At 69.4% G+C, this 18,006-nt stretch carries 15 protein-coding genes and 1 pseudogene; 10 read left to right on the forward strand and 6 right to left on the reverse strand.

Annotated features, from left to right (window positions below):
• The 6 genes and pseudogenes from ON23_RS36645 to ON23_RS03355 form a co-directional block, all read left to right on the forward strand.
• Positions 1-1,387, forward strand: a pseudogene (locus ON23_RS36645) (sensor histidine kinase); the annotation flags it as partial.
• The gene (locus ON23_RS03335; protein WP_011207200.1) at positions 1,384-1,797 is read left to right on the forward strand and encodes a roadblock/LC7 domain-containing protein; all 414 of its coding nucleotides are present in this window, start codon (positions 1,384-1,386) and stop codon (positions 1,795-1,797) included. The pseudogene ON23_RS36645 and the gene ON23_RS03335, both read left to right, overlap by 4 nt.
• Before the next feature lie 7 nt (positions 1,798-1,804).
• Complete coding sequence (locus ON23_RS03340; protein WP_025347064.1) at positions 1,805-2,179, forward strand: DUF742 domain-containing protein; 375 nt, start codon at positions 1,805-1,807, stop codon at positions 2,177-2,179.
• The gene (locus ON23_RS03345) at positions 2,160-2,762 is read left to right on the forward strand and encodes a GTP-binding protein (RefSeq protein ID WP_174372252.1); all 603 of its coding nucleotides are present in this window, start codon (positions 2,160-2,162) and stop codon (positions 2,760-2,762) included. The genes ON23_RS03340 and ON23_RS03345 overlap by 20 nt, the downstream gene beginning before the upstream one ends.
• Positions 2,763-2,855: 93 nt before the next feature.
• Positions 2,856-4,376: a carboxyl transferase domain-containing protein gene (locus ON23_RS03350; RefSeq protein ID WP_039776238.1), complete on the forward strand. Its 1,521-nt coding sequence runs from the start codon at positions 2,856-2,858 to the stop codon at positions 4,374-4,376.
• Between the two features lie 209 nt (positions 4,377-4,585).
• Positions 4,586-5,440 (forward strand): aldo/keto reductase, encoded by an 855-nt coding sequence (locus ON23_RS03355; RefSeq protein ID WP_039776240.1) that lies wholly within the window; start codon positions 4,586-4,588, stop codon positions 5,438-5,440.
• Positions 5,441-5,453: 13 nt separating this feature from the next.
• Here ON23_RS03355 and ON23_RS39060 read toward each other — a convergent pair whose 3' ends face one another.
• Entirely contained in the window at positions 5,454-6,794 is a 1,341-nt protein-coding gene (locus ON23_RS39060; RefSeq protein WP_373282160.1) for an NAD(P)-binding domain-containing protein, read from the reverse strand.
• Between the two features lie 118 nt (positions 6,795-6,912).
• Between ON23_RS39060 and ON23_RS03365 the strand changes: the two genes are divergently transcribed.
• The 4 genes from ON23_RS03365 (at position 6,913) to ON23_RS35725 (ending at position 11,573) form a co-directional block, all read left to right on the forward strand.
• Positions 6,913-7,638 carry an enoyl-CoA hydratase gene (locus ON23_RS03365; protein WP_039776242.1) on the forward strand — a complete coding sequence of 242 codons (726 nt, stop codon included), beginning with the start codon at positions 6,913-6,915 and terminating at the stop codon, positions 7,636-7,638.
• Entirely contained in the window at positions 7,638-8,789 is a 1,152-nt protein-coding gene (locus ON23_RS03370) for an MBL fold metallo-hydrolase (protein WP_039776244.1), read from the forward strand. The genes ON23_RS03365 and ON23_RS03370 overlap by 1 nt, the downstream gene beginning before the upstream one ends.
• A gap of 32 nt (positions 8,790-8,821) precedes the next feature.
• Positions 8,822-9,106: an antitoxin gene (locus ON23_RS03375; RefSeq protein ID WP_039776311.1), complete on the forward strand. Its 285-nt coding sequence runs from the start codon at positions 8,822-8,824 to the stop codon at positions 9,104-9,106.
• A gap of 109 nt (positions 9,107-9,215) precedes the next feature.
• Positions 9,216-11,573 (forward strand): ATP-dependent DNA ligase, encoded by a 2,358-nt coding sequence (locus ON23_RS35725; protein ID WP_063821212.1) that lies wholly within the window; start codon positions 9,216-9,218, stop codon positions 11,571-11,573.
• Between the two features lie 17 nt (positions 11,574-11,590).
• On the opposite strand, the gene ON23_RS03385 is transcribed toward ON23_RS35725, so the two are convergent.
• From ON23_RS03385 to ON23_RS03405, 5 genes are all read right to left on the reverse strand, one after another.
• The gene (locus tag ON23_RS03385; protein ID WP_223273488.1) at positions 11,591-12,265 is read right to left on the reverse strand and encodes a DUF8020 domain-containing protein; all 675 of its coding nucleotides are present in this window, start codon (positions 12,263-12,265) and stop codon (positions 11,591-11,593) included.
• Positions 12,266-12,489: 224 nt separating this feature from the next.
• A complete protein-coding gene (locus ON23_RS03390) occupies positions 12,490-13,227 on the reverse strand; it encodes an energy-coupling factor transporter transmembrane component T family protein (protein ID WP_039776245.1) in 738 nt (245 codons plus the stop codon).
• The gene (locus ON23_RS03395; RefSeq protein ID WP_083903669.1) at positions 13,224-15,503 is read right to left on the reverse strand and encodes an ATP-binding cassette domain-containing protein; all 2,280 of its coding nucleotides are present in this window, start codon (positions 15,501-15,503) and stop codon (positions 13,224-13,226) included. Before ON23_RS03395 ends, ON23_RS03390 begins: the two co-directional genes overlap by 4 nt.
• An 82-nt stretch (positions 15,504-15,585) precedes the next feature.
• Positions 15,586-17,061: a flavin-containing monooxygenase gene (locus ON23_RS03400; RefSeq protein WP_039776247.1), complete on the reverse strand. Its 1,476-nt coding sequence runs from the start codon at positions 17,059-17,061 to the stop codon at positions 15,586-15,588.
• Positions 17,062-17,143: 82 nt separating this feature from the next.
• Positions 17,144-17,923, reverse strand: coding sequence for a metallophosphoesterase (locus tag ON23_RS03405; protein ID WP_039776319.1), 780 nt, complete (start codon positions 17,921-17,923; stop codon positions 17,144-17,146).
• Positions 17,924-18,006 lie beyond the last annotated feature (83 nt).

An 18,006-nucleotide genomic window follows, 5' to 3' on the forward strand; every position in this document is an offset into this window, starting at 1 on the left:
GCGTGAGCCGGGTGCCAACGGACCGCAGGCGCCCACGGCGCAGCCGAACGCGAATCTGCCGCAGCGCGGCGGCTCCGCTACCGCGCAGCCGACCTCGGGTCTGGCCGCCAATATGCTCAAGCGTCAGCCGGGTGCGGCGGGTCAGCCGCCGCGGCCGGGCCGTCCGACCGGACTGCCGCAGCGGCCGCCGGCCGGCGGTAACGGTCTCTCGCAGCGCGAAGGCGGTCTGCCACAGCGTGATTCGGGCTCGAGCCTGCCGCCTCGGGAAGGTGGCCTGCCGCAGCGCGGTGGCTCCGGACTGCCGCAGCGTGCGCCCGCCGGTGAGGACCGCCCCGCGGCGAGCCCGCCGGCTCGCGAACTCGGCGCCAACGGACTGCCGCAGCGGACCCCGGGCACCAACGGCGCCCCGGCGCGTGAGGGTGGCCTGCCGCAGCGGGAATCCGCGAACGGTGGTCTGCCGCAACGGGAACCGTCCAACGGCGACCTGCCGCAGCGCGGCGTCGGAGGCGGACTGCCGCAGCGGACCCCGGGTTCCAACGGCGCGCCGTCGCGCGAGGGTGCGCCCACCGGTCTGCAGCGCGATGCCGGTAACGGTCTGCCGCAGCGCGACGCCGGTATCGGTCTGCCGCAGCGGGACGCCGGTAACGGCCTCCCGCAACGGGATTCGGGCAGCGGTCTGCCACAGCGCGGTGCCGGTGGCGGACTTCCGCAGCGCGAGGGCATCGGCGGACTTCCGCAGCGCGACGCCGGAAGTGGTCTGCCGCAACGAGAGTCGAATGAGGGTCTGCCGCAGCGTGCCCCGGCCGCGGGCGGTCTGCCGCAGCGGCAGCCGGGTGCCGGTCTGCCGCCGCGGCCGGAACCCACCCCGGGGCTGAGCCTGCCCGGACGTCATGCGCCGCAGCGGGACAGCTCCGCCGCGGACGCGAATGCGGAATCCGGTGAGGGTCGTGAACGCGGCCGCCACAGTTACCGGTCGAATCCGCAGAAGACGGCCTCGTTCTTCCAGACCCGGCTGCAGCCCGCAGCCGACGCCGGCCCGTCGGAAGGGGGGAGTCCGATCTTCGCCGAGATGATGTCGGCGTGGCTCGCGGACCCCGACCCGGACCGGTCCCAAGTCGCCGCCTCCTTCGAATCCCCAGGTGACGAAGGCTGGCAGGCTGCCCGGCGGGCAGTGGAAACCTCGTCGGAGAAGCGGACGGCGGCCGGATTGCCGCAGCGCGATCCCGGTAATCGGCTGGTTCCCGGTGGCGTCACCGGGCGGGCCGATCGGACGCCGAGCCGCGACCCAGAGTCGATCAGGTCAAGTCTGAGTCGTCACCAGCAGGGCGTCCGGGATGGCCGCGCAATGGGAGCAATGAACCTAACCGGAGATAAAGGAGACCGATGAACCCCGATCTAGGTGGTACGAACCGTCAGCTGGATTGGCTGGTTTCGAACTTCGCCAACGAGGTTCCGGGCGTCGCTCATGCCGTGCTGGTTTCGGCGGACGGCCTGTTGATGGCCGCGAGCGCTCAATTGCCCGTTGACCGTGCCGAACAGCTGTCCGCCGTGACCGCAGGTTTGGCCAGCCTCTCTGTCGGCGTTTCGAACCTGTTCGAAGGCGGCACGGTACTGCAGTCCGTGGTCGAGATGGAACACGGTTACCTACTGCTCATGGCAGTCGGTGACGGGTCCTATCTGGCCGTGCTGACGAACACGTCCTGCGATATCGGCCAGGTGGGCTACGAGATGGCTCTGCTGGTCGAGCGGGTGGGCCAGACAGTCCAGGCCACACCTCGCGTCACGATGGGTTCCTGATGGTGGGATGGACATAGACAACCAGCACGTGGGGAGCGCCGAGCCCAGCCTCGTCCGTCCGTACTCGCTGACCGCCGGTCGTACGCGGCCGACGGTGGAGTTGGCATTGGAGGCGCTCGTCGCATCGCATCCGGTCGCCCTGGAGCGGCAGTTCGAACTGACCAACATCGAGACGTCAATCGTGGAGTTGTGCAGAGAATCGCCATCTGTTGCGGAACTTGCTGCCCGACTGGGTATTCCGATCGGGGTGGCTCGAGTGCTCGTCGCCGACCTCATCGAGGCGGGACATGTTCGAGTTTCGGCGACTTTGAAAGACGATTCGAGCGACGATGAACGTCGCGAGCTGATCGAAAGGGTTCTCAGTGGACTCCGGCGTATTTGATTCGACGGCCCAGGTCGATACCCGCAACGCCAAGCCGACCTCCGCGAAGATCGTGGTGGCCGGTGGCTTCGGTGTGGGTAAGACGACCTTGGTCGGTGCTGTATCGGAGATTGTTCCGCTGCGCACCGAGGCTTTGGTGACCAACGCCAGTGTGGGCGTCGACAGCCTGGCCGCCGTGCCGACGAAGGCCACCACCACGGTGGCCATGGACTTCGGCAGGATCAGCCTCGCCGACGATTTGGTGCTTTATCTGTTCGGCACACCCGGCCAGTACCGCTTCTGGTTCATGTGGGACGACCTGATTCGCGGCGCCATCGGGGCGGTAGTGCTGATCGACACCAGACGGCTCGAGGATTCCTTCGCCGCCGTCGACTACTTCGAGGCTCGTGGGCTGCCGTTCCTGGTGGCCATCAACGAGTTCGACGACGCACCGCGGTACCCCCTGGAGGACATCCGCCAGGCGCTGGCCGTCCCGGCGGACGTGCCGATCATGTCGATCGACGCGCGCCGCCGCGAGCCGGTGAAGCAGGCGCTGGTCTCGGTCACCGAGTACGCGCTGCGCAAAGTGGTTCAGGGTTACTGATACGCCGGCGAGCGGCCGCGCGACGCGGCCGCGTCGGCGCGCGGTGGCACCACGACCGCCGATCGCCCGCTCCGGCGCGGTTACGCTCGGGGCGTGAAGATCTCGGCGCGTGAGTTTTTCGACGGTGTGCTCGATCCCGGTTCGTATCGCAGCTGGGATCGAGAACCGATCGAGATCGCCACCGCACCGGCGTATCACGCGGAACTGACCGCCGCCGCCGAGCGCAGCGGCACCGACGAATCGGTCCTGACCGGTGAGGGACGGTTGCGCGGGCGGCGCGTCGCGGTGATCGCGTGTGAATTCGGCTTTCTCGCCGGATCGATCGGCGTGGCCGCCGCCGAGCGGATCGTCACCGCCGTCGAACGCGCCACCGCACTGGGTCTGCCGCTGCTCGCCTCGCCCACCTCCGGCGGAACCCGCATGCAGGAGGGCACGGTCGCCTTCGTGCAGATGGTGAAGATCGCGGGCGCGGTGGCCGCGCACAAGTCGGCCGGCCATCCCTATCTGGTGTATCTGCGCGATCCCACGATGGGCGGAGTGTTCGCGTCCTGGGGTTCGCTGGGGCATATGACCTTCGCCGAGCCCGGTGCGTTGATCGGATTCCTGGGGCCGCGGGTGTACGAAGCGCTCTACGACCGGCCGTTCCCCGAGGGCGTGCAGACCGCGGAGAACCTGTATCGCAACGGGGTCATCGACGGGGTGGTGCCGGTCCGGTTCTTCCGCCGGATCGCGCACCGGGTGTTGAATGTCGCGGTTCCCGTTGCGGGACAGGCGAATTCGCTGTCGATCGCTTCGACCGCGCAGGGTGTGGGGCGAGTGGGTTCGCCGGGCGCTGAGGGAGTGGAGACACCGGCGTGGGAGTCGGTGCTGATCTCCCGTGATCCGCGGCGCCCCGGCATTCGCGAGTTGTTGCGGCAGGCGTCCGATCGGGTGCCGTTGAGCGGTACGGGTCAGGGCGAATCCGATCGCGCCGTCGTGCATGCTCTGGCCCGCCTGCGCGGCGAGCCGTGCGTGATCTTCGGTCACGATCGGGCCGGCCGGACCGGGGAGAACACCATGGGGCCGGCGGCGTTGCGGGAGGCCCGCCGCAGTATGCACCTCGCCGCCGAACTCCACATACCGTTGGTCCTGGTCATCGACACCGCGGGCGCGGCACTGTCGCGGGAGGCCGAGGAACGGGGTCTTGCCCCCGAAATCGCCCGCTGCCTGGCCGATCTGGTCACGCTGGATACACCGACCGTCTCGGTGCTGCTGGGGCAGGGCACCGGTGGCGGCGCGCTCGCGCTGCTTCCCGCCGACCGTGTCCTCGCCGCGACGCACGGCTGGCTGGCCCCACTTCCGCCGGAAGGCGCCAGCGCCATCGTCTTCCGCGACACCGCGCACGCCGCGGAACTGGCTGCCGCCCAACGGGTCCGGGCCGCGGACCTGCTCGCCGACGGCGTCGTCGACCGTATCGTTGCCGAACATCCCGACGCGGCCCGGGAACCCATCGATTTCTCCCGGCGCATGGTTGCCGCGATCGCCGAGGAATTGGCCGCCCTCCGCGCGCGGCCGACCGCCGCCCTCCGCGCCAGTCGACGGAACCGCTACCGCCGCTTGGGCGTTCCCGGCTGACGAACCCCTGGCGCACGGCGCGCGATGCTCAGGGCAGTGCCGACCGAAGCGATCGCGTCCCGATCCGAGTGCCGCGCACGTCTGCGTTCCGCACCTAGAGTCGGCAACCGAGCGCTGAGCGTCGACGTCCTGGCTGGCAGGGGCGCATGATCCGAACACGCAGGAGCGCGTCGTTGACGGCTCGGCAAACCGCTTCTACGGTCGGAACGGTGACCTTTCGCAGCGAGAGCAGCACAGTACCGTCGGTGATCCTCAACGACGGCCATCTGATTCCGAGGCTGGGCTTCGGGGTCTTCCAGGTGCCGGAGGGACAGACCTTCGACACGGTTACCGCCGCGCTCGAGGCGGGGTACCGCAGCATCGACACCGCCGCCGCCTATGGGAACGAGGCCGAGGTGGGGCGGGCGATCGCCGAATCGGGGCTGGCGCGCGACGAGGTCTTCATCACCACCAAGCTGTGGAATGCCGACCAGGGCTACGACTCCACCCTGCGCGCATTCGAAGCGAGTATGGAGCGGCTGGGGTTCGAGTACCTCGATCTGTACCTGATCCACTGGCCGGTACCGAGCGCGGACCGCTACGTCGACACATTCCGCGCCTTCCAGTCACTGAAGACGCAGGGTCGGATCGGTTCGATAGGTGTGTCGAACTTTCAGCCGGAGCAGCTGCGGCGACTGATCGGTGAGACCGGTGAAGTGCCGGCCGTGAATCAGGTCGAATTGCATCCGGCGCTCGCGCAGAACACGCTGCGTGCCTTCCACGCGGAACACGGCATCGCCACCGAGGCGTGGAGTCCGCTCGGCCAGGGTGCGGAACTGAAGGATCCCACCGTGGGCGCGGTCGCCGAACAGGTCGGCCGCACGCCCGCCCAGGTCCTGATCCGGTGGCATCTGCAGCTGGGCAACATCGTCATCCCGAAGTCGGTGAACCCGGAGCGCATCCGGGAGAACTTCGACGTGTTCACCTTCGAACTCGACGCCGAGCAGATGACCACCCTCAACGCGCTCGATACCGGCAGCCGCGTCGGCCCGGATCCCGACACGTTCACCATGGGGCTCGACTGAGGCGCTGTGGCACTCAGGGCAGCCCCAGGTAACGCGTGAGTTCCACCGCTGCCGCCCGCCCTGCCCGGTTCGCGCCGATGGTGCTGGCCGACGGGCCGTAACCGATCAGGTGGATGCGCGGGTCGGTGGCCACCTGCGTGGCGAGGCGGCCCGTCATGGTGATGCCGCCGCCGGGCCCGCGCAGTCGCAGTGGGGCCAGGTGGTCGAGCGCGCTGCGGAAACCGGTGGCCCAGAGGATCACATCGGCAGGCCGGAAGCTGCCGTCGGCCCAGCGCACGCCCTCCGGTTCGATGCGGGCGAACATCGGATGCCAGGTCAGCGCGCCGCGCGCTCGGGCGGCGCGAATCCGGTCGTCGACCGGCAGTCCGGTCACCGACACCACCGATCGCGGCGGCAGCCCCCGTCGCACGCGGTCCTCGACCATCGCGACCGCCCGGCGGCCCTCGTCGGGCCCGAACGGACCCTCGCGCCAGCGCGGTTCCGTCCGCGACACCCACGTCGTGCTCGTGACCTGGGAGATCTCATCGAGCAGCTGCACCGCCGAGATCCCCGCGCCGACCACCACGACGTGCTTCCCGGCGAACTCCGCCGCGCTGCGGTAGTCGTGGGCGTGCAACTGCCGCCCGGCGAAGGTTTCCGCGCCCGGATAGTACGGAATGAACGGCTTTTCCCAGGTGCCGGTCGCATTGATCACGCCGCGCACGCGGAGCGTCTCGCCGGTGGCACCCGGTGATCCGGTCGGTGCATCCGTCGATCGCCGCGAATCGGCGGCCGCGGACGGCTCGTCGGGTGAGCCCGGATCGGTGAAAGCATCGCGAGGCGTCGATCCGCCCGGCTCCGCTGCCGTGCTCGCCTCGCGAGCCGTCGAGGGCAGGCCATCGTCGCCGGTAACGGGCGGTCGAACGACGGAAACTCCTGCAGCCGAGCGGTTTTCACCGGCCGCGGTCTCGACGTGCAACAGCCCGTCCACCAACGTCCCCGGACATGTTGCGGTGGTTGCCCGATCGCACACCACCCGGACCGACACCGGCCGGCGAACCTGCAGGTCGAACCGCTTTTCGTACAGCTCGAAATAATGCGGCACCGCGGTGGCGGCGGGGACGGAATCCGAACCGGCCGGCAGGGTTTCGGTGAACGACATCCCCGGCAGGTCGTGCACTCGATTCACCGTGCTCAAAGTCAGTGACGGCCAGCGGAATTGCCATGCGCCACCGGGGCCGGGGGCGTGGTCGACGATGACGAAATCGACGCCGGGAGTCAATCCGAGCCGCCGCAGGTGATAGCCGACCGACAGTCCGGCCTGGCCGGCGCCGATCACCACAATCTCGAAATCGGGTGCGGTCACCGCCGTCACAGTACGCGTCGGGTGCGTTGCGGCAACTGTCCGGCGCATACAGTGGAGTCGATACCGACCGGCGGGTGCGGTGAGGTGCGCCCCCGGAAGAGAAACCGCGCGAATGGGGAGAGGTCAGATGCTCGCAGTGAGCCGGGATGGTGACGTGGTCACCATCGAATTGCAGCGCCCGCAGCGCCGCAACGCCCTCAACGACGAGTTGGTGGCAGCGTTGCGGGAGGCCGTCACGTCCGCGGCGGCCGACGCGCGGGTGATCGTGCTGACCGGTCAGGGTCCGATTTTCAGTGCCGGCGCCGATCTGTCCGGCGTCTACTCGTCGGATTTCCTCGACGGACTGCTCGGTCTGTTGCGCACCATCGAAACGGTCCCGGTGCCGGTGATCGCCGCCATCAACGGCGGCGCGCTCGGCGCCGGCGTGCAGCTGGCGCTGGCCTCCGACCTGCGGGTGATGAGCCCGGATTCCTACATCGCCATTCCGGCCGCGAAGCTGGGCATCTCGGTGGATCGCTGGACGGTGCGCCGGCTGGTCGCACTGATCGGCGGCGGCCCGGCACGGACCGTGCTGATGGGTGCCGAGAGTGTATCCGCCTCCGACGCATACACTTTCGGCTTCGCCAACCGGCTCGGCACCCTGGCCGACGCGCAGGAATGGGCGAAGTCGATCGCCCAGCTCGCCCCGCTCTCGCTGCGTCACCTCAAGCTGGTGTTCAACGACGACGGCACCCGCGGCGAGGACACTCCCGAGCAGCGCGCCGCCCTGGAAGCGGCCTGGCGCAGCGCCGACGCCGAGGAGGCGCGGCTGGCGCGGGAACAGAAGCGCGCGGCGAAGTTCGTGGGCCGCTGATGGCCGGCACCGAGATCGTCGCGGCCGCCCGCCGAGCGGCGCTGGCCGCGGCCGGGCTGGTCGGATTGCGCTGGGTGGTACGGGCGGCGTGGCGGATTCCCGTGGAAATGGGGGCGTCCGCCGCCGCCATCGCACCGCTGGCGACGCGGTCGGCGAGCTACCGCGACCGGCAGTTCCACAACACCGAACCCAGCAGCCAGATCTCGCCCGGCGCGGGTGCGTCCCTGCTGCTGTCGGCACTGACCCGTCGCGATGTGGGGCGGCCACCGGCGCCGATCCCGCTGGCCGGCGCCGAACATCCCGAGGAGGCGGCCGAGCTGGCGGTGACCTGGTTCGGCCACGCCACCGCGCTGATCGAGGTCGACGGCTACCGCATCCTCACCGATCCGGTGTGGAGCGAGCGGGTCTCGCCGTCGCCACTGGTCGGCCCGGCCCGGCTGCATCCGGTGCCGGCGCCGCTGTCGTCGCTGCCCGCGCTGGACGCGGTGGTGATTTCGCACGATCACTACGACCATCTGGACCGTGAGACCGTGCGCGCGCTGGTGGCCGCTCAGGACGCGCCGTTCGTGGTGCCGATCGGGATCGGCGCCCATCTGCGCAAATGGCAGGTGCCGGAGGCGCGCATCATCGAATTGGATTGGAACACTTCCACGTCCATCGCCCGCCCGGGGCGCGGTGAGCTCACCGTCACCTGCACCGAGGCGCGGCACTTCTCCGGGCGCGGCTTCACCCGTAACACCACGCTGTGGGCGTCGTGGGTCTTCGCGGGCCCGCGGCGACGGGCATATTTCGGCGGCGACACCGGATACACGAAGGCGTTCGCCGAAATCGGCGCGACCTACGGTCCGTTCGATCTGACCCTGCTGCCGATCGGCGCCTACGACGTGCACTGGCCGGATGTGCACATGAATCCCGAGGAGGCGGTCCGCGCCCACGCCGACGTGTGCGTCGGCGACGCCGAATACGGCATCTTGGTGCCGATTCACTGGGCCACGTTCAACCTGGCCTTCCACGGCTGGTCGGAACCGGTCCGCAGACTTGTTGCGGCGGCGCGTGCAGCGGGTACCCGGGTAGTGGTGCCGCTTCCCGGCGGGCGGATCGATACCGATGCGGTATCACCGCAGGTCTCCTGGTGGGAGGATGTGCGCTAGCAACGCAGTCGACGAGTGAAGGAGTGGGCTTCATGAGTTTGATGGATACGCTCAAGGGTTTGGTGGGTAAGGGCCGCGACGCGGCCTCGCAGAACGCGGACAAGGTGCACGGAGCGGTCGACAAGGCCGGCGGCTTCGTCAACGAGAAGACCGGGGGCAAGTACTCCGGCCACATCGACAAGGGCACCGAGGCCATCAAGAAGAACATCACCCAGCAGGGCGGCAACACCCCGCCACCGGCGCCCGAGCCGCCCGCCGCGCCCCCGCAGACTCCGCCCGCGACGCCGCCGCAGGCGCCGCAACCGCCGGAGGGCTGAGGGCGAGGCGGGATGCCCGGTTCGCCCGGGCTCACTCGCCGATCGACGACGGATACCGGCCGGAGGCTCACTCCTCCGGCGGTACCCGTCTTCGCTTTACACTGCGACTATGGCGGCGCGCCGCGAGTTCGGGGGCATCGAGGTCGGTCTGACCAACCTCGACAAGGTGCTGTACCCGGCGACGGGCACCACCAAGGGCGAGGTGATCGACTACTACACCGCCATCGCACCGGCTCTGCTGCCGCATATCGCCGATCGTCCGGTGACGCGTAAGCGCTGGCCCAACGGGGTGGGCGAATCCTCGTTCTTCGAGAAGAATCTGGCCGCGCACGCACCGAAATGGATCGAGCGTCGGCCGATGGAACATTCCGATCGCCGGGTGAACTATCCGGTCATCGATTCGGTGGCCGGTCTGGCCTGGCTCGGACAGCAGGCGTCGCTGGAAATCCATGTCCCGCAATGGCGTTTCGTCGACGGCTCGCGCGGCCCGGCCACCCGCATCGTCTTCGACCTCGATCCCGGGCCCGGAGTGGAACTGGCCGATTGCGCATCGGTGGCGTTGTGGATTCGCGATACCGTGCGCGACGCCGGTCTCGACGCCTATCCGGTGACCAGCGGCAGCAAGGGTATTCACATCTATGTGCCGCTGGATCGGGTACTGAGTCCCGGCGGCGCCTCGACGGTCGCCAAGCAGCTGGCGACCGGCCTGGAGAAGCTGCATCCGGCACTGGTCACGGCGACGATGGCGAAGGCCGTGCGGCCGGGCAAGATCTTTCTGGACTGGAGCCAGAACAATCCGGCGAAGACCACCATCGCGCCGTATTCGATGCGCGGGCGCGAGCAGCCGACGGTGGCGGCACCGCGCAGCTGGGACGAAATCGCCGATCGACACCATCTGCGGCAGTTGCGTTTCGACGAGGTGCTCGAACGCTGGCGCTCCGACGGGGATCTGCTGGCGGGCCTGGATCCGCCCCTGGGCAGTGCCGGCGCCTCGGATCCGCTGCAGACCTACCGATCCATGCGTGACCCCGCCCGCACCCCGGAACCGGTTCCGCCCGGCCCGCCCGACCCGGGAGCGGGTGATCGCTTCGTGGTGCAGGAACATCACGCGCGGCGACTGCACTGGGACGTGCGGCTCGAACGCGACGGTGTGCTGGTGTCGTGGGCGGTGCCGAAAGGGCCGCCGACCTCGCCGTCGCAGAACCGGCTCGCCGTGCACACCGAGGACCACCCTATGGAATATCTGCATTTCCACGGCACCATCCCGCATGGCGAATACGGGGCCGGGCAGATGACGATCTGGGATACCGGCACCTACGACACCGAGAAGTGGCGCGCGGACGAGGTGATCGTCCAGTTTCACGGCGAGCGCCTCAACGGCCGCTACGCCTTCATCCGCACCGACGGCAAGCAGTGGTTGATGCACCTGATGAAATCACAGGCTGCCGAGCCGGAAGACGATGCGGGGCAGGGTGGTTCGAGCGACGGGCAGGGCGGCGCCGCGCCGGACGGCGACACTGAACGTCGGCGTGGCGGCTCCGAAACCGGTGGCGTGGGCGGTGATTCCGTCGCGCGGGCGGGGGCCGAGTTCCCGCGCGGGCTGTCACCGATGCTGGCGACCTCCGGGGAGGTGGCGAAGCTCGGCGCCCGGGACTGGGTCTTCGAGACCAAATGGGACGGGTTCCGGGTCATCGTCGAAATAGACGACGACGGCGTGGTGATCCGCAGCCGCGCGGGCAATACCGTCACCGGCCGCTATCCGCGGATCGCCGAGCTGGGGCGGCAACTGCGGGGGCATCGGATCGTGCTCGACGGTGAGGCGGTCGTGTTCGACGCCGAGGGCGCGTCGAATCTGGCTCTGTTGCAGGCGGATCCGGCGCGGGCCGACCTGGTCGCGTTCGATGTGCTGTATCTGGACGGCACCTCGCTGCTGCGCAAACGCTACGCGGATCGGCGGCAGGTATTGGAGGCGCTGGCCGAGGGCGTGCCGTCGCTGCTCGTCCCGCCGCGCCTGGACGGTTCGGGCGCCGACGCCCTGGAATACAGCCGCGAGCATCGTCTCGAGGGAGTCGTCGCCAAACGTAAGGATTCGGTCTATCTGCCCGGCAAGCGCGGCCAGTCGTGGATCAAGACCCGCAACTGGCGCACCCAGGAGGTGATCATCGGCGGCTGGCGGCGCAGCGCCGCACGGGAATTCGCCTCCCTGCTGGTGGGCGTCCGCCACGAAGGCGAGTTGTACTACATCGGTCGAGTGGGCACCGGCTTCAGCGATCGCGAGATGTCGGAGCTGACCGCGCGGCTGCGCCCGCTGCGCCGCAAGACCAGCCCCTTCGCCAACGAGCTGACCGCCGACGAACGCAAGGATGCCGTCTGGGCGACGCCGAAGATAACCGGCACGGTGCGGTATATGAACTGGACCGAATCCGGGCGGCTGTGGCATCCGGCGTGGGTGCCGGAGGAGAAGTAGCGGGAGCCGCCGCGACCTCAGTACGTGGTGTCGTTCCACTTGGTCGTGCCGGCCGGGGCGGCCAGCGTGCTGACGAGGTCGACACCCGCGATGATCAACGCGGGGCCGCCGACCACGATCGTGCCGATGATGGCTCCCACCGTTGCGCCGGTGATGAATCCGGCGATGATGCCGGGGCCGGTGGGCGCGGCGACGGCCGCACCGAGCACACCGCCGATGACCGCGCCGGCGGCCGTGCCGACGAAGCTGCCGATCGCCGTCGCGAGCCCGAACTGGGTGGCGAAGGCGTTCATCGCATTCTGGTTCTCCCGGGGCGAGGCCACCGGCGTCACCGGCGCGGGCCGCGCCGCCGCGGCGTCCTTCACCACGGTCAGATCCAGGACCCGGGAGTCGTTGCGCACCTGGTGGGGCATGGGATATTCCAAGCCGTCCTGCCGGAAGGACAGCGGCAGCGTGACGAGTGTCCGGCCGTCGGCGTCGGTGACGTCGACGGTGCGACCTTCCGCGTCGACGCGGAAGAAGCCGCCGTCGAGAGTGGTTTCGACGGTGTTGCCCGTCAGATGGGTTTCGTAGCGCACCGTGGGTGCGCCGGTATCGGCATGGACGGTACCTGCCCCGAGGGCAACGGCCACCACTGCCGGAAGGGCAACAGCGGCGAACTTGCGCAGAAACATTCCGGTTCCAATCTCCATCAGGAAGACATTCGGCAGCCGAAAACGACGCGCGCTGAGAACCCAATACCCCCGACGTATTTCAACCCCTGCGCGTGGAGCCGCGGTCCGGCTAACTCACTGAAGTAACCGTACCTTCACTCGGTCGTAAAGTGGAGCGAATTCGATCCGCTGACTTGGTTTTTCGCAAAGCGAACACGTTTGCCCGCTCCTGCTGTCAGTTGCTGGCTATTTGCTTCGGCGAGTTACAGCAACACGCCGATTGCCGCCGCGCCGCCGCACACGACCACCGACACGATCAGGGCGAGGTAATCGGCGCGGTGGGGTCCGGCCGGATGGGCGGTCAATTCGCCCGTCCCGCCGCGGGCCGTGATGGCCTCACCCAATTCGCCGGCCCGGCGGGTGGCGACGGCCATGGCCGCGGTGAGAATGTCCACGAGCGGATTCGCGGCTCCGCGCGCCATGGAACCGTCCTTGGGACGTAGCCGGCGGGCGGCGCGCAACACCCGGATCTCGTCCATCAGCAGCGGCAGTCCGCGCAGGGTCAACGCCACGACGACCGCCCACTCGTCCACCGGAATCCGCAGCACCCGCAGCGGCGCACCGAGTTTGGCGAGGGCGGGGGCGATCTCGCTCATCGGGGTGGTCCACGCGATCAGGAACGAGGTGGTCAGCAGGATCAGCCCGAACAGGGTGACCTGGACATACCGCAGGACGGCGGTTCCTCCGGTGGGGATGGTGATGAGCCCGCCGAGCACGATCAGGGCCCAGAACCACCACGGCAGCCGTGGCAGCGTGCCCAGCGGCAGCCGGGCGGCCAGTCCGATCACGAGCAGGAAGGCGACCACCACACCGAGGACCGGCCACGTGGGCTGCAACATCAGCAGGACGCTGATGAAGAAGGCGACGATCATCTTGGTTCCGGCCCAGAGCCGATGGATCGGGCTGTCGACCGGAACTTCGCGCAGCAGCACCATACTCATCGCGCACCTCCGAGGGCGTCGCCGTGCCGGCCCCGGCTGTGGCGCTTCCTGCCCCGCGCTCGGTCGGGTTCGGGGCGAGCGCCGTCCGTGCCCGCCTGAACGGGTTCGGACCGCGTGCCCGCGATCCCGGCTTCCCCGCGCCCGTCGCCGTCGGCGGGCGGACCTACCACCGGTTCGGCCGGTCCCGGAGACGCGGCCGGGGCACCGGCGGTATCGGCCGGACTGTCGGCGGCGGCCGCGACGGCGGGCAGGCTTTCCAGAATCAGACCGGATTGCAGGTGGACCGTGCGGTCACAGACGCTCTCCATATCGGCCACATCGTGGGAGATGACGATCAGTGTCAGTCCCGAATCCCGCAGCCGGGCGAGCAGTTCCACCACTTCCGCGCGGCCCTGCGGATCGAGTCCGGCCAAGGGTTCGTCGAGCACCACGACCTGCGGGCGGCTGGCGACGATCGCGGCGAGGACTACGCGCTTGGCCTGACCGCCCGACAGTTCCTCGATCGAGCGCGAGGCCATCGCCCGGTCCAGCCCCACCGCGTCGAGGGCGCGGCCCACCGCGCCGGAGCCGGTGCCGTGCCCGCCCCAGTCCTCGATCTCGGCGCCGACGGTCTGGCGCTGCAGTTGCAGCCGGGAATGCTGGAAGGCCAGCTCGACCGCGCCGATGCGCTTGTGCACGGGCCGGGATCCGGTGTAGTCGCACAGTCGGCAGCTGCCGGTGGTCGGCACGACGAGCCCGGCCATGATCCAGGCCAGGGTGGATTTCCCCGACCCGTTGCCGCCGACCACGAGCAGCGTCTCACCGCGGTGGACGGTCAGATTCACCCCGCGCAACGCGGTCGCCGCCCACGGCGTGCCGCGATTGTAGGTGTGGCGCACATCCCGCAGTTCCAGTAGCGGTTCGCCGATCGGGCAGCGCCGCGGATTGCGCACCGGGCGCGGCCAGGCCGGCAGATGTTCGACCTGGCGGCCACCGGAGAGATGGATGACCCGGTCGGCGGCCGCCGCGTCGGCCTCGTGGTGGGTGACCAGGACGACGGCCATCCGGTGCCGGGCGGGCAATCCGGCCAGCAGCGCGACCAATTCCCGCCGGCCGTCCGGATCGATCATCGAGGTGGCCTCGTCGGCCACGAGCAGTGCGGGATCACGTGCCAGCGCGGCCGCCACCGCCAGCCGCTGTTGCTGGCCGCCGGACAGGGTCGCGGTCTCCGCGCCGCCGAGCCCGCTCAGCCCGACCTCGCACAGCAGCGCCTCCACGTCGACGGCCCGCGCGGCCTCGGCGGGCAGGCCCCACACCACGTCGTCGGCCACCAGCACTCCGAGTGTCTGGCTCTCGGGCCGCTGCAGCACCAGCGCGGTGCCGCCGACCACGCCGAGCCCCGCCGAACCGGGACGTTCGACCGTGCCGCCGGTGGGCGGAAGTCCGGCCAGCAGGCGGGTCAGCGTGGATTTCCCGGATCCGTTGTGGCCGACGACCGCGACGAACTCGCCGATCTCGACGCTGAGGTCGATATCGGTCAGCGCATCGGCACGTGCCCCCGGATAGCGGAAGGACACACCGCGCAACCGCACCGGCACCGGCGCGACCGCCCGCGTATCGGCCGGCGCGTCCAGCCGGTCCCGCCCCGGCAGCCACTCCAGCCGATCCAGGACCGATCCGAGGACGAACCAGGAGAACACCGCGGTGAAGACCACGCCGAGGAATACGCCGCCGCCGATGTAGAGCCACCACCAGGCCAGCACACCGTCGGTCACCGAGACGACACCGTTGCCCAGCGATTCCAGTTGTGGCTGCCGGGAGAGCATGTGATCGATGCCCTGGGCGATATTGCGCACGTTGTCGAAGACCAGCCGGCGCGAGGCGGCGAACAGGAAGAGCATGCCGACCGAGAACGCCGCCCAGATGAATCCGGCCAGTGACGACAGGCACAGGACGGTGATCAGGCCGCGGTGCCGGCGTTTGACGGTGCCGATGATGCCGCCGATCGTCGCCGCGCTGACCACCGTGGCCGCCGGCACCAGACCGGCGGCGACGAAACTCACCAGGGTCGCGGCGACGGTCGCACCCAGGATGGCGCGCAGCCGGTAGCGCTGCGCCAGCAGGCCCATCGGCACCGCGGCGACCAGATTGAGGGCCGCCGCGTAGGGCACCACCGAGCCGATGGTCACCAGCCCGACTGTCACCCCACCGAGGACCGCCGCGGTGGCGAGTTCGACGGGGCGCAGCGGGCCGTGAGCGATTCGCGGCTCGGCGCCGGCGGAGGGAGGCGCGGTCACGGCTCAAGTCTGCCAGCACCGGCGGACTGCGGGACGGCCCTCGCCGGGGCGAAGGGCGCACGCGGACCGCCTGCGCTGGTCATCACGTGCGGACCGGCTCCGGTGCGCGCAGCACGTAGTCGTCCGGGTTCAGCGACCGGGTGCGCACGCGGTACGCGGTGACGGTGCCGGGCCAGTTGTTGGTGATCCGCCCGGCGGCGTTGCGGTACCAGCTCGAGCACGCGGTCCACGGCGTGCGCAGCAATCGGCGCTGGGTGTGCGCATCGAAGGCGGCCGCGGTCTCGGGCTTCACCTCGAGACAGGATCCCGGATGTTCGCTCAGGTATGCCACGGCCTGCCGGATGTAGCGGGCCTGGCATTCGATCATGTAGATGATCGAGCCGGTGCCCAGATTGGTGTTGGGTCCGTACATCAGGAACAGATTCGGGAATTCCGGAACCGTCATCCCGAGATAGGCGCGGGCTCCCTCGGCCCAGACCTTTTCCAGTTCCGCGCCCTCGCGACCGAATATTCGGATCGGCCAGAGGAATTCGCTGCCCTTGAAGCCGGTGCCGTAGACGATCACGTCGGCCGGGTACACGGTTCCGTCCGCGGTGCGCACGCCCTCGGACACCACCTCGGCGATGGGCTCGGTGACGACGTCCACATTCGGCCGCATCAGCGCCGGGTAGTACTCGTTGGAGAACAGCACCCGTTTGCACAGCACCGGATAGTCCGGGGTCAGCTTCGCGCGCAAGTGCGGATCGGGCACGTCGTGGCGAAGCGCGCGGGTACCCAGCCAGGTCGCGATGCGCCGGATCGCCGGGATCGTGGTCAAGCCCAAGGAGAAGAACTCGAGGAAGCACCACACCCACAGCCGCTGGGCCAGCCGTAGCCCTGGGACGTGTTCGAACAGGGCGTGATGGATGGGCCGATACTCGCGATCGGTGCGCCGTACCACCCAGGCGGCGGTCCGCTGGAACAGCGTCAGCCGCGCCACCTCGGGGGCGATGGCGGGCACGAATTGGATTGCGCTGGCGCCGGTTCCGATCACGGCGACCCGTTTCCCGGCGAGGTCGACGTCGTGTTCCCACTGCGCGGAATGGAACGACGGGCCGGTGAACGTCTCGATGCCCGCGATATCGGGCATCCGGGGGCGGGACAGCTGCCCGACCGCGCAGATCAGCACGTCGGCGGAGCGGATCTCGCCGTCGGCGGTGCGGATGGTCCAGCGCCCGGTCCGTTCGTCGAAGCTCGCCTCGGTGACGTCGGCGCCGAAGCGGATCCGCTCGAGCAGCCGGTGTTTCGTCGCCACCGCATGCAGGTAACCCAGGATTTCGGTCTGACCGGAGTAGCGATGCGGCCAATCCGGTTTCGGTTCGTAGGAGAACGAGTACAGCGGGGAGGGTACGTCGCAGGCCGCGCCCGGATAGGTGTTCTCCCGCCACACCCCGCCCAGGTCGCCGGCCCGCTCCAGGATGGTGATGTCGTCGAAACCGTTGCGCTGCAACTCGATTGCCACACCGAGTCCCCCGAACCCGGCTCCGACGACGACGACCGACGGCTTGGTAGCGGGCATGCGCGCGCTCCTCGAATCGAGAACAGTACCTCCACTGTAGGCGCGTGCCGCCGGCTCCGAACCCCGTTCCACGAACCCTTGCTCACCGCGGTTGTACGCGGATCCGCCCGCCCATCGGCACGGTGCGAACGATCGAGGTCAGCCGCCGATCCGCGACGGCGTGCAGCACCACGGACGGGTCGGGCGCGTAGTCGATCGGAACGTCGCCGGGCTCCTCGACCTCCCACGCCCCGCCGATGGCCGAGGCCACGCTGGGCGCCACCACCAGCTGCCGCCCGCCGAACAGCGTCGTGCCCATGGCGTGCATATGGCCGGTGAGCACGCCGAGAATTCGCGCGTCACCGGCGATGGTGCGTTCCAGCCGCTCCGGATCGGCGAGCCGGATCGGGTCGACCACCGTCGAATACATCGGCACCGGCGGGTGATGCATCGCCACCAGCACGGAGGCGTCCGCGGGCGTGGCGGCCAGCAACCGGTCCAGCCACGCGTAGGTACGTTCGCCCAGCTCACCGCCGCCCGAGCCGGGAATCGTGGAATCGAGCAGCGCCACCGTGAGCTCGCCGACCTCGACGGCCTGGTTGATCGGCCCGTCCTCGGCGGGGCCGTCGAGCAGCGTCTGTCGCAGATTCGCGCGGTCGTCGTGATTGCCGGGCAGTACGTACAGCGGGATGTCGGTGGTAAGCGACTTGCGGGCCTGCTCGTACTGGGCGAGGGTGCCGGATTCGGTGAGGTCGCCGGTGACGAGGATGGCGTCGGGCCGGCGCGGTAATCGGTCGAGGTAGCCGAGGACGGCGGCGACTCGTTCGGCGTTGCGCGGATCCAGATCGAAGTGAGTATCGCTGAGCTGTGCCAACAGAATCATGGCGTCCGCTTTCTCGTGGGATCGCACCGTTGCGCCCGTCGCCGGGAACGACCTGTGCGAGCCCGTGTGGAATCGGCCCCCGG

Origin of the sequence: Nocardia cerradoensis NBRC 101014 (assembly GCF_000308535.1) — a bacterium.
In the GTDB taxonomy this organism is placed as follows: domain Bacteria; phylum Actinomycetota; class Actinomycetes; order Mycobacteriales; family Mycobacteriaceae; genus Nocardia; species Nocardia cerradoensis.

Bases quoted from the DNA above. Each gene is read 5' to 3' on its own strand.
- ON23_RS03400 (WP_039776247.1), bottom strand. From the start codon at position 17,061: ATGCCCGCTACCAAGCCGTCGGTCGTCGTCGTCGGAGCCGGGTTCGGG.
- ON23_RS03390 (WP_039776245.1), bottom strand. From the start codon at position 13,227: ATGAGTATGGTGCTGCTGCGCGAAGTTCCGGTCGACAGCCCGATCCAT.
- ON23_RS03375 (WP_039776311.1), top strand. From the start codon at position 8,822: ATGAGTTTGATGGATACGCTCAAGGGTTTGGTGGGTAAGGGCCGCGAC.
- ON23_RS03335 (WP_011207200.1), top strand. From the start codon at position 1,384: ATGAACCCCGATCTAGGTGGTACGAACCGTCAGCTGGATTGGCTGGTT.
- ON23_RS03365 (WP_039776242.1), top strand. From the start codon at position 6,913: ATGCTCGCAGTGAGCCGGGATGGTGACGTGGTCACCATCGAATTGCAG.
- ON23_RS03385 (WP_223273488.1), bottom strand. From the start codon at position 12,265: ATGGAGATTGGAACCGGAATGTTTCTGCGCAAGTTCGCCGCTGTTGCC.
- ON23_RS35725 (WP_063821212.1), top strand. From the start codon at position 9,216: ATGGCGGCGCGCCGCGAGTTCGGGGGCATCGAGGTCGGTCTGACCAAC.
- ON23_RS03370 (WP_039776244.1), top strand. From the start codon at position 7,638: ATGGCCGGCACCGAGATCGTCGCGGCCGCCCGCCGAGCGGCGCTGGCC.
- ON23_RS03405 (WP_039776319.1), bottom strand. From the start codon at position 17,923: ATGATTCTGTTGGCACAGCTCAGCGATACTCACTTCGATCTGGATCCG.
- ON23_RS03340 (WP_025347064.1), top strand. From the start codon at position 1,805: ATGGACATAGACAACCAGCACGTGGGGAGCGCCGAGCCCAGCCTCGTC.